The organism is Kitasatospora sp. UYEF31 (assembly GCF_057291755.1).
Map to the genome: position 1 here is coordinate 69,138 of NZ_JBXAWK010000010.1, position 11,828 is coordinate 80,965.

Annotated in this window: 9 protein-coding genes; all 9 read left to right on the forward strand. The window is 71.3% G+C overall.

The features are described from left to right. Positions 1-62 precede the first annotated feature (62 nt). The gene (dapF, locus tag AC0Z36_RS07440) at positions 63-899 is read left to right on the forward strand and encodes a diaminopimelate epimerase (RefSeq protein ID WP_485461912.1); all 837 of its coding nucleotides are present in this window, start codon (positions 63-65) and stop codon (positions 897-899) included. A gap of 192 nt (positions 900-1,091) precedes the next feature. Beyond that, on the forward strand, positions 1,092-1,856 hold the full coding sequence (locus AC0Z36_RS07445) for an SCO6745 family protein (protein WP_485461913.1): 765 nt from the start codon (positions 1,092-1,094) through the stop codon (positions 1,854-1,856). A 230-nt stretch (positions 1,857-2,086) separates the two neighbouring features. Beyond that, positions 2,087-2,818 carry a DUF4097 family beta strand repeat-containing protein gene (locus tag AC0Z36_RS07450; RefSeq protein ID WP_485461914.1) on the forward strand — a complete coding sequence of 244 codons (732 nt, stop codon included), beginning with the start codon at positions 2,087-2,089 and terminating at the stop codon, positions 2,816-2,818. A 153-nt stretch (positions 2,819-2,971) separates the two neighbouring features. Next, positions 2,972-4,486: a GTPase HflX gene (hflX, locus tag AC0Z36_RS07455; protein ID WP_485461915.1), complete on the forward strand. Its 1,515-nt coding sequence runs from the start codon at positions 2,972-2,974 to the stop codon at positions 4,484-4,486. A 329-nt stretch (positions 4,487-4,815) separates the two neighbouring features. After that, complete coding sequence (locus AC0Z36_RS07460; protein WP_485461916.1) at positions 4,816-6,249, forward strand: diaminobutyrate--2-oxoglutarate transaminase family protein; 1,434 nt, start codon at positions 4,816-4,818, stop codon at positions 6,247-6,249. After that, entirely contained in the window at positions 6,240-7,826 is a 1,587-nt protein-coding gene (locus tag AC0Z36_RS07465; RefSeq protein ID WP_485461917.1) for a pyridoxal phosphate-dependent decarboxylase family protein, read from the forward strand. The genes AC0Z36_RS07460 and AC0Z36_RS07465 overlap by 10 nt, the downstream gene beginning before the upstream one ends. Then, positions 7,807-9,636, forward strand: a complete 1,830-nt coding sequence (locus AC0Z36_RS07470; protein WP_485461918.1) for an IucA/IucC family protein — start codon at positions 7,807-7,809, stop codon at positions 9,634-9,636. The genes AC0Z36_RS07465 and AC0Z36_RS07470 overlap by 20 nt, the downstream gene beginning before the upstream one ends. A gap of 117 nt (positions 9,637-9,753) precedes the next feature. After that, complete coding sequence (locus tag AC0Z36_RS07475) at positions 9,754-10,437, forward strand: GNAT family N-acetyltransferase (protein ID WP_485461919.1); 684 nt, start codon at positions 9,754-9,756, stop codon at positions 10,435-10,437. Next, entirely contained in the window at positions 10,434-11,822 is a 1,389-nt protein-coding gene (locus AC0Z36_RS07480; RefSeq protein WP_485461920.1) for a lysine N(6)-hydroxylase/L-ornithine N(5)-oxygenase family protein, read from the forward strand. The genes AC0Z36_RS07475 and AC0Z36_RS07480 overlap by 4 nt, the downstream gene beginning before the upstream one ends. The last annotated feature ends 6 nt before the right edge of the window (positions 11,823-11,828 follow it).

The following is an 11,828-nucleotide window of genomic DNA, read 5'->3' on the forward strand; positions in this document are numbered from 1 at the left end:
CCGTTCCGCCGGGATTTTGTACATGATCGACGCGGCGGACCCGGTCTTTGTACGATCGACCCGTGAACACTCTGCGCTTCCTCAAAGGCCACGGCACCGAGAACGACTTCGTGATCGTCCCGGACGCCGACGGCGCCCTGGACCTCACGGCCGCCCAGGTCGCGAAGCTGTGCGACCGCCGCGCGGGCATCGGCGGCGACGGCCTGCTGCGTATCGTCCGTACGGCCGAGGCCGCCGAGGTCGCGCACCTGGCCGACCAGGCTGAGTGGTTCATGGACTACCGCAACGCGGACGGCTCGGTCGCCGAGATGTGCGGCAACGGCACCCGGGTGTTCGCGCGCTACCTGGTCGAAGCGGGGCTCGCCGAGCCGGGGACGTGGGACATCGCCACCCGGGGCGGGGTCAAGACGATGACCGTGCCCGCCGAGGGCGACATCACTGTGGACATGGGCACCGCTGAGTTCCCGGCTGCCGCGGGGGTCGTCACTTTGGGCGGTTTCGGCCGTCCCGCCGTCAACGTGGACATGGGTAACCCGCACGCGGTCGTGTTCGTGGACGACCTGGCTGATGCCGGTCCGCTGTCCGAGGCCCCGGTGGTCAGCCCCGCGACTGTTTACCCCAACGGCGTCAACGTCGAGTTCGTGGTGGACCGCGGCCCCGGGCACGTGGCCATGCGGGTGTACGAGCGGGGGAGCGGTGAGACGCGGTCCTGCGGTACCGGGGCCTGCGCGGTCGTGGTCGCCGCGGTACGCAGGGACGGGGCCGCGCTGCCGGCCACGTACACCGTGGATGTGCCGGGCGGCCGCCTGGTGATCACCGAGCGGGTGGACGGTCACATTGAGATGACCGGGCCCGCGGTGATCGTGGCTGAGGGGGAGCTCCGGGCCGGGTGGCTGTAGGGCACCTGTGCCCTGCTGCGTCGATCATGCCCGGACTGCTGTGCCACAGATCAGTTCACTGCATTCCGAGCATGATCGACGAACGCCCGCCAGTGCCCGCCGGCAGCCAACTCCACGTTTCTGTAACACTGTTACGCCCTCTGTGGTAAACCATCGCTTGACTCGTACCAGCGATTCGGAGGGCTGAACCCCATGAGCGACACCCCCACCGCCCGCGTCACCGCCGCCGAAGTCAAGAAGGCGATCCACACCCTCGGCTCGCAGTTCTACTTCGCCCCCGACACTGCCGCGCTCGGCGAGGAGCTCGGCCTCGACTTCCTGGGGCTCTACGTCGCCGGACGAGGCGGAGTCCTGGGGAATGTGGACGCAGCCACCGTGGCGGACGCGTTCCACTTCTTTGTCCCCGGCATGATCGAGCGGGGCCACGAGAGTGCGGTCGCTTCCACAACCCTGGAGAAGGCCGCCCTCGCGTACGTCGAGGGCAACCGCGTCTGGGGCCGCAAGACCTACTCCGACCTGGACGGCGTCGAACGTCTGGCCGAGCTCGCCGGGAAGATCATCACCGCGAACGACCTGGGTGCCCGTGCCCCGCTCTACAGCGGCTGCCGCGCCCAGCCCGTCGCCGCGGACGCTCCGGCCGCCGTCGCGCAGCACATCACCACACTCCGCGAGCTGCGCGGTGACCTCCACATCATCGCCGTCGACGCGTACCGGATCGGCCGACTGGACGCGGGTGTGGCCGACGGCGAGTCCGAGGGGCGTATCCGCATGCACGGCTGGCAGGGCGACCTGCCCACCGCCTCCGACGAGCTCAAGGCCCGTCGGGCCGCCGCCGAGGACCTGACCGATGCCCTGGTCGCGGCGACCTTCACGGTTCTGGACGACGCGGAGCTCACGGAGTTCTCCGCCCTGGTGAACGCAGCGTTCGAGCACTTCAAGAAGCAGATGAAGAAGTGAGCTGAAGATCATCCGTACGTCCAGCCCCCGGGCCGGTCCCTCATCCGCGGGTCAGGGTCCACCCTGGCTGGAGGGTGGGGGACCGCGCCGCTCATTCGTCCCCGCGGAGGAGAACCCTGACCGGCCCGTGGGCTGACGTGCGAAGACGATCGCGAAACTAGCTTTGACCGTGTCGAAGCCATCCGGCCACCAAGGGGCCGAGGCGTGAAGTCCACGGGGGAGCACCACTCATGTCCGTACAGCGTCCGTCCACGCAGCGTCCGTCACACAAGCGGCGTCTTGCCCTGATCGCTGTAGCGGCACTCGCCGTACCCGCCTTCCTGGTGGGCTGTGATGTCAACGTCAGCACCGACGACGAACACAGGCGCGATGTCACCAGTGAGGTCACCCAGGCGGTGAAGAAGGTGACCGTGCGTTCCGACGCCGGCAGCGTCCGGATCACCGAGCAGGACGTGAAGACCGTCAAGGTGCTGGAGAAGAAGCACTACTCCAAGGACGAGCCCACCACCCGTCAGGACGTCAAGGGCGACAACCTCGACCTCGGCTACGACTGCAAGAACGGTGGCACCTGTTACGTCAGCTACGAGATCACCGTGCCGCGCGGGACCGCCGCCGACGTGAAGACCAGCGCGGGCGAGGTCTACCTCACCGGGCTGTCGGGCGACATCAAGGCCAACACGAAGGCGGGGCAGATCGACGGGCGGTCGCTCACCGCCAAGAACGCCTATGCCGGCACTGACGCGGGCAGCGTGGAGATGTCCTTCAGCTCCGCACCGCTGAACCTCACGGCGGAGACGGGGGCGGGCAAGGCTGTCGTACGCGTGCCGGGCAGCGCCAAATACGCCGTGGACCTGTCCTCGTCCATCGGGAACACCGAGCTGAAGGTGCCCACGGACCCGTCCGCGCCGAACAAGATCAGGGTGCACACCGACGCGGGCCAGGCCAAGGTGCTGGCCTCCTGAACGGCCCGCCCGGGGCGGCCGGGGAAAACCCGGATGCCGACGGCGGGGGCGGCATGGGAATATCGGGAAGGCCGGAGGCACTATGGCAGTAGCGGACAACTGCGCTTCTTAAGATCGACTCCGGTCACCGTGAACACCAGCCCTAAGGATGAAATGACCCACGCTGAGAGACGTCCCGGATACGACGCGAACGACGAGATGTACGACGAAATCCTCGACGGACCCGCGGCACCGGACGTCGACGGGCCTGGTCAGGACACCTCCGGCCAGGACGGTTACGACGGCGACCAGCAGGACCTCGCCGACCGCACGTCGATGCGCCGCGTCGCGGGGCTGTCCACCGAGCTCGCCGACGTCACCGAGGTCGAGTACCGCCAGCTGCGCCTGGAGCGCGTCGTGCTGGTCGGTGTCTGGACCTCCGGCACGGCTGAGGAGGCGGACAACGCCATGAAGGAGCTGGCCGCGCTCGCCGAGACGGCCGGCTCCGAAGTGCTTGACGCGGTGATCCAGCGTCGTGACAAACCCGACCCCGGAACCTACCTCGGCAAGGGCAAGGCGCTGGAGCTGGCCGAGATCGTCCTGGCCACCGGCGCCGACACCGTCGTCTGCGACGGTGAGCTCACCCCGGGCCAGCTGATTCAGCTCGAAGACGTGGTCAAGGTCAAGGTCGTCGACCGTACGGCCCTGATCCTGGACATCTTCGCCCAACACGCGAAGTCCAGGGAGGGCAAGGCCCAGGTCTCGCTCGCCCAGATGCAGTACATGCTGCCGCGCCTGCGCGGCTGGGGCGCTTCGCTGTCCCGGCAGATGGGTGGCGGTGGCGGTGCTTCCGGCGGCAGTGGCGGTGGTGGTGGCATGGCCACCCGCGGCCCGGGTGAGACCAAGATCGAGACGGACCGCCGCCGGATCCGCGAGAAGATGGTCAAGGCGCGTCGCGAGCTGGTCGAGATGAAGAAGGCCCGCGACACCAAGCGGCAGGAGCGCAAGCGTCATGCGATCCCGTCGGTGGCCATCGCGGGTTACACCAACGCGGGCAAGTCCTCGATCCTGAACCGGCTGACCGGTGCGGGTGTGCTGGTGGAGAACGCGCTGTTCGCCACCCTCGACCCGACCGTGCGCCGGGCTGAGACGCCGTCAGGCCGGGTCTACACCCTGGCCGACACGGTCGGTTTTGTCCGGCACCTGCCGCACCAACTGGTCGAGGCGTTCCGGTCCACCCTGGAAGAGGTCGCCGACGCGGCCCTGATCCTCCACGTGATCGACGGTTCGCACCCCGAGCCGGAGCTCCAGCTGGCTTCGGTCCGCGAGGTGTTCGCGGAGGTGGAGGCCTCGCAGGTGCCGGAGATCGTGGTCATCAACAAGGCCGACGCGGCCGACCCGATGGTCCTGGCGCGACTGCTCCGTCGCGAGCCGCACGCGATCGTCGTGTCGGCGCGTACGGGCCAGGGTCTGGACGAGCTGCTCCAGCTCATCGACGACGAGTTGCCGCGCCCGGCCGTCGAGGTGCGTGTGCTTGTCCCGTACAGCCGCGGTGACCTGGTCGCCAAGGTGCACTCGACCGGTGAGCTGCTGGTGGAGGAGCACCGGGAGACCGGCACCTGGCTGCATGCCCGGGTGGGTGCTGAACTCGCAGCGGAGCTGGCGAAGTTCGAGACCGCCGCGCACTGATCCGAGCGTCCCGAAAGGCCCCTTGCCCATCCGGGCGGGGGTCTTTCGTGTTGTCCGGGGGCGGTTGGGCGGCAGTGGACCAAGACGTCGTACGGGTCGGCTGGCGTGTCCGGGCCCGCAACCTCAGGCGCGCTGAAATGAGGCTCACCCGCGCGCATTACCCCGGCCGGGGTTGCTCGTTAAGCAGGACGGGGCCTGTTCCGGCGTACGCCCACTACGCACAGTCCCGGAAGAATTGGTCTCTGTGGCACATTTTTTAAGGTAAGCCTGGCCTAAGTCCCCTGGTTCGCTCCGGGTCGGGCTGCGTACGCACGTATGGAGGTCCCGCCATGACGGTGGCTCAGATTCGCTCCGGGGAAGGTCTGGAGACCGCCGCTGTCGGTCCGCAGCGGGACGGCCGGGAGCGGGACCGCGGCGCGGCGGCCGCCCTGCGCCGCCGGCGCAGCCGTGAGTCGGCTGCCAGGACGTACGCCCGGTCGCTGCCCATCGTGCCGGTGCGCGCCAGGGGCATGACCGTCGAGGCCGCCGACGGCACGCGCTATCTGGACTGCCTCTCCGGGGCCGGGGCCCTCGCGCTCGGCCACAACCATCCGGTGGTGCTCGAAGCGATCCGCGCGGGGCTCGACGTCGGGGCTCCGCTGCAGGTGCCCGACGCGGCGACTCTGGTCAGGGACGAGTTCGTCGAGGCGCTGTTCCCGACGCTGCCCCGCGAACTGGCGGAGAACGGCCGCATCCAGTTCTGCGGCCCCGCCGGGACGGACGCGGTCGAGGCCGCGCTGGAACTCGTGCGCACCGCGACCGGCCGTTCCCCCATCGCCGCCTTCACCGGCGCGTACCACGGGATGACCGCCGGGTCCCTGGCGGTCAGTGGCGACACCGCCTTCCGTGCGGCCGCAGGGGGGAGTGCCGGTGAGGTGCTGCGGCTGCCCTACCCGCACCCGTACCGCTGTCCGTTCGGGGTCGGCGGCGCGGAAGGGCACCGGCTCGCGGTCCGGCAGGCTGAGTCCGCGCTCGGCGCTCCGGGGTCCGGTGTGCCGCTGCCCGCCGGGATGATCCTGGAGGCCGTCCAGGGTGGAGGCGGCGTGGTCCCGGCTCCTGACGAATGGCTGCGGACGATGCGGGCGCTCACAGCCGGGCGCGGCGTCCCACTGATCGTCGACGAGGTGCAGACCGGCCTCGGGCGTACGGGCGCCATGTGGGCCGTCGGGCACAGCGGCATCGTCCCGGACGTCATGGTCATCTCCAAGGCGGTCGGCGGCAGCCTGCCGCTCGCGGTGGTCGTCTACCGCGAGGAGCTGGACATCCGGTGGCCCGGCCCGCACGCGGACACTTTCCGGGGCAACCAGCCGGCGATGGCGGCTGGTGCCGCGACGATCCGGTTCATCCAGGGCAACGGTCTGGTCGCCCACGCCGCCGCGACCGGACTGCGCCTGCGGGGCGGCCTCGACGACCTGATGAGCCGTACGGCCTGCGTCGGGGACGTGCGCGGCCGCGGCCTGATGCTCGGCGTGGAGATCGTCGAACCTGACTCGGGCCCGGGCCCGGACGGAGCGCGACCACCCGCCCCCGGCCTCGCCGCGGCGATCCGCCATGAGGCCCTGAACCGCGGCCTGATCATCGAACTCGGGGGCCCGTACGCCTCGGTGGTGCGCCTGCTGCCGCCCTTGACGATGACTCACACGCAAGCTGACGCCGTCCTCGAACGCCTGGCCGCAGCAGTCGCCGCCGCCGAGCGCACCACGGTCGCCGCGGAATGCGCGTGACCGGGCCTGAGGAGATCCCGTTCTCCGGTAACAGGCCTCAAGTGGCAGCACCCGTCAACGCGGACACAGTTCTCGCCACCGACGCCCAGCGCCTCGGCGGCCTGCTGAGCATCGCCTTGTCCGGACTCGCCGACGGAGCCGCCGAACGCGGCGGACCGCTGCCGTCCGGGGGTCCGGCGGCCGTCACCGCCGCGGTGACCAAGGCACTGGGGGAGACCCTGCCGGTGGAGGGTGTGGGCGCGGCCGAGGCCCTGGGCGTGCTCAGCCGCGCGCTGGCGGCCGGTGCCGCCGACCCGGCCGACCCGCACTGCGCCGGGCACCTGCACTGCCCGCCGCTGGCCGTGGCGGTGGCCGCCGACCTGGTGGCCTCGGCGCTCAACCAGTCCCTCGACTCCTGGGACCAGGCGCCGGCAGCCTCGGTCTTCGAAACAGAGGTGGTCGGGGCGCTGGCCGGGCTGGTGTTCGGCGCCGGCCGCGGCGGCGGCACCGTCACCACGGGCGGTACGGAATCCAACCAGCTCGGGCTGCTCCTGGCCCGGGAACACCAGGCCCGTTCCGGCGACGGCGCCGCCCGGATTCCGAAGCCCCCGCAGGGCAGTCGGGTGCTCTGCTCGCAGGCGGCCCACTTCTCCGTCAAGCGCGCGGCGGGTTTTCTCGGGCTCAGCCTGGGGCTCGGCGAGGACGCGGTGGTCACCGTGCCGACGGGGCCCGACCACCGGATGCAGCCCGCCGCCCTGGAAGCAGCCTGCCGCCACATCGAAGCGACCGGCGAGCGGGTGCTCGCGGTGGTCGCCACGGCCGGCACCACCGACCTGGGCGCGGTCGACCCGCTGGGCCCGATCGCCGGGATCGCCCGCGCGTACGGGGCCTGGATCCACGTGGACGCCGCGTACGGCGGCGGGGCCCTGTTCTCCGAGCGGCTCGCGCCTTTGCTGGCGGGGATCGACCAGGCCGACTCGGTCAGCCTGGACTTGCACAAACTCGGCTGGCAACCGGCCGCCGCCGGGGTGTTCCTCGTACGCGATCCAGCTCTTTTCGCCCCGCTGGAACGCAGGGTGGCCTATCTCAACACGGATGAAGAGCACCCCAGCCTGCTGGGGTCTTCGCCGCGGACGACCCGGCGGCCCGACTGCTTCAAGATCGCGGTGACCCTGCGGGCCCTCGGGCGGCGCGGCCTGGGGGAGCTGGTCGACCGCTGCCACGACCTGGCCGGACACGCGGCGGTGGCCGTTGTAGCCGACAACCGTCTCGAACTCACCGCCGAACCGGTGCTCACCAGCGTGGTGTTCCGCTACGTGCCCGCCGACCGTACGGCATCCGACCGGGTCAACATCGCGCTGCGCAACCGGCTCCTCCACGCGGGCCGGGCCGTCGTCGGCCGGACGGAACTGGGGTCCGGGCCCGGTTCCGTACGGCTGAAACTCACGTTGCTCAACCCGCACGCGACCGAAGCCGACGTCGAGGCACTCCTGGGCGCCGTCGTCGAGGCGGGCCGGGCCGAAGAATCAGCACAGCCGGACGAGTTGACGCGTACGAACAGTCCACAGAGGAGAACCGATGAAGCCCGCCGGTCCTGACAGTGCCGAACCGGTCATGGGGCCGGTAGCGGTGGACACGGGCCTGCTGCCCGGCCCCCGGGGCAACTGCCGCTCGGCCGCGGAACCGCCGGACGGGCCGAACCCGTTCACGGTCCCCGACGCGCTGGACGACCCCGACCCGGAAGTCGCCGCCGACGCCGCGGCGACCGAAAGCCTCCTGCGCTGCTGGGTCCGCGAAGCCGACCTGCCCCGGCCCGACGGGGATGTGCTGCGCCTGGGCCTGCTCACCACCGGCGTCACGATCGAAGTACCGGTCCACTACTGGTCGGCGGCCGGCTGGCACCGCCTGGGGCGGCCCGTCGTCGCGGAGACCGGCGCGGACCTCGACGTCGTCACCCTGGCCGCGCTGCTCGCCCGCGAGGTCTCGGCCGACGGTGGCGGAGCCGACACCGTGGCCAGGGTCGCCGACTCGGTCCGGCGGACCGCCGCGCACATCCGGCACCGCCGCGCGCACCCCGCCGACCCGCAGGGCGGCACACCGTTCCTGGCCGCCGAACAATCTCTGCTGCTGGGCCACCCCTGCCATCCGACGCCCAAGAGCCGCGGCCAGTTCACTGACGCGGAAGCGGCGGCGTATTCACCGGAGTTGCGTGGTTCATTCCCGTTGCACTGGTTCGCCGTCGCGCCCGACCTGGTCAGCGAACGCAGTGCGCTGAAACAGAGTGCTTCGCAGATCCTGCTCGAACTCGCCGACGGGGCCGAAGCTCCCGACGGCATGCTGCTCATCCCCGCCCACCCTTGGCAGGCGCGGCAGTTGACGTACCGTCCGGAAATCGCCGCGCTCCTGCGCACCGGCATGTTGCGCGATCTCGGCCCCGGCGGCCCTGAGTGGTCGCCGACCTCGTCGGTGCGCACGGTCTACCGCCCCGGCGCGCCCGTGATGCTCAAGCTCTCCCTGGGCCTGCAGATCACCAACTCCAAGCGCGAGAACCTGCGCAAGGAGCTGATCCGCGGCCTGGAGGTGCACCGGCTCCTCGAAGCGGGCCTGCGAGCCGAACTCAAGGAGGCACACCCGGGCTTCGGTATCGTCAGCGACCCCGCGTGGATCACAGTGGACGCGCCGCCGCAGGAGGGCGATCTCGGGCGGGCCGAGTCCGGATTCGAGCTGATGCTCCGCCAGAATCCTTTCGACTACCGGGAGTCGGTCGCCTGCCTGGCCGGCCTGGTCGCCGAGCGGCCCGGGCTGGGCCCCTCACAGCTCGCCCGGCTGATCCGGACCTACGCCGAGCGCCACGGACGCCCGGTGGCCGCCGCCGCGGAGGAGTGGTTCGACCGCTACCTCACCCACGTCGCCGAACCCGTCCTGTGGCTCGACGTCCACGCGGGCATCGCCCTGGCGGCCCACCAGCAGAACACCCTCGTCCTGCTCGACGCCCACGGCCTGCCGTGCGGCGGACGCTACCGGGACAACCAGGGCTACTACTTCCGTGCCTCCCGTCGCGCCGACCTCGACCGGAGGCTGCCGGGCGCCGGACGGGCCAGCGACACCGTCGTGCCCGACGGGACCGCCGACGAACGCCTCGCCTACTACCTCGGCGTCAACAACCTGCTCGGGCTGATCGGCGCGTTCGGCGCGCAGGGCCTGGTGGCCGAAAGTGTGCTGATCGGGCACGCCCGGAGCCTCCTGGAGGAGTACGCGGACCGGTCCGGAGCCGCGCACAAGCTGCTGAAGGAACACGAACTGCACTGCAAAGGCAACCTGATGACCCGACTGCGCGGCCTCGACGAACTGGTCGGCCCGGTCGACGGACAGTCGGTGTACGTGCGCGCGCGGAACCCGTTCGTGTGAAACCGCCGGGCGGATTCCCGGCAGGGCTCGTGTCGTGACCGCGGCGAGCCGACGCATTACTGACCGGAGCAGCCACCCGGCGACTGATCGAACCCCTCGAGTACGGAGGTCCCCCTCATGCTGTCCCCCGCGATCGCCCGCCCCGCCACCACCGCACCGGCACGGGCCGTCCCGCCGAGCCGCGAGCCCGGCCGCGACCTCAGCCGTGCCCCCAGCCGCGACACCGTGGCCGGCCCGCTGGCCGAGGCCGCCCGCTGGGGCTCGGTCATCCTGCCGTTCGGCCGCTTCTCCCTCCACGAGGTCGTCGTCAAACGCGACCTGCCGATGCTGTACACGTGGATGAACGACCCCGCCACGGCCCGCTGGTGGGACCTGGCGGGACCGTCCGACATCACCCGCGACCACCTCGCCCGGCAGGCCCGCCTCACCCACAGCGCGGCCTACCTCGGCTGCCTGGACGACGAACCGGTGAGCTACTGGGAGCTGTACCGCGCGGACCTAGACCCGCTGGCCGCGCACTACCAGGCCCGGTACCGCGACGCCGGAATCCGCCTGCTCGTCGGCCCGGCGGCCAGGCGGGGGCCGGGCCTGGCCCCGGCACTCCTGCGCGTCGTCTCGGACCTCGTACTGCGCGCGGACCCCGACGCCACCCGCGTCGTCGCCGGACCCGACGTGCTCGACCGCACGACCGTCGCCGCGTTCCGCACCGCGGGCTTCCACAGTGTCGGGGAGCCCGGACTCCCGGGCCGGACCGCCGAGCTGATGGTCAGGGACCGGACCCCAGGAGCGCCGCACCGGTGACCCCCCTGACCCCCGTCCCGGCCCCCCGGGACCCGGCAGTCCCCACGTACGACCTGGTCGGTATCGGCGTCGGCCCGTCCAACCTGGCACTGGCCGCCCTCGCCGACCGGGTCGCCGGGCTGCGCACGCTGTTCCTCGAACGGACTCCCGAATTCCAGTGGCACCCGGGCCTCCTCATCGAGGGCACCGCGCTCCAGGTGCCGTTCCTCGCCGACCTCACCACGATGGTCGACCCGACCAGCCCCTGGACCTTCCTCAACTACCTGCGGGTCCACGACCGGCTGTTCCCGTTCTACTTCGCCGAGCGCTTCCAGGTGCCGCGCCGCGAATACGACCACTACTGCCGGTGGGTGGCCGAATCCCTGCCGTCCTGCCGGTTCGGCACATACGTCGACCGCGTCGAATGGAACCCGTCGACGGCGGTCTACCACGTGCACTACTACGACGTCACCCAGGAGCGGGCCGGCGTCGCGTACGCCCGGAACGTCGTCCTGGGGCTCGGCACCGAAGCCGTCGTGCCGCAGCCGCTCGCCCCGCTCCTGGGCGAGGACGTCCTGCACGCCGCGGACTACCTGCACCACCGGGACGACCTCACCGGGGCCGGCGACGTCACTGTCATCGGCTCCGGGCAGTCCGGCGCCGAGGTGTTCCTCGACCTGCTGCGTCGAAGGCCGGACAACGGACGCCTCACCTGGCTCACCCGCTCCCCGGCCTTCGCGCCTGTGGAGAACTCAAAACTCGGCCGGGAGCACTTCACCCCCGACTACACCCGGCACTTCCACGGGCTGTCGGCCGAGACCCGCGACCGGTTGCTGCCCGGCCAGTGGCAGGTGCACAAGGCGGTCAGCGGCGGGACGATCGCCGACATCCACCGGGAACTGTACGAACGCGGCATCGGCGGGAAACGCGTCCGCGCCACGCTGATGCCCCACGTCAGCGTCAGTACGGCCCGCCACTGCGCAGACGGCGTCGAACTGGGCTGCCTGCACACCGGGCAGGGCCGCGGCTTCCAGGTGCTGACCGACAAGGTCGTCTGCGCCACCGGCTACGCCCCACGCCGCCCCGCAGTCCTCGACCCGCTCCTCCCGTACGTCAGGACCGACCACCGCGGGCGCCTGCAGACCGGTCTGGACCACCGGGTGACCCTCGACCCGTCGGTCGGCGCGGGACTGTACGTCCAGAACGCCGAACACCACACCCACGGTGTCGGCACCCCGGACCTCGGACTGGGCGCGCACCGGGCCGCGCTGATCCTCAACGCGGTGTGCGGCAGGACCGTCTACCGGATGCCGGACCGCGCCGCGTTCACCACCTTCGGCCTGGCCCCCGCCGACCTGCGGACACCCGCCCGGGGCCCGGCGCTCGCGCTGCCCGCGGCCCAATGACTGTGC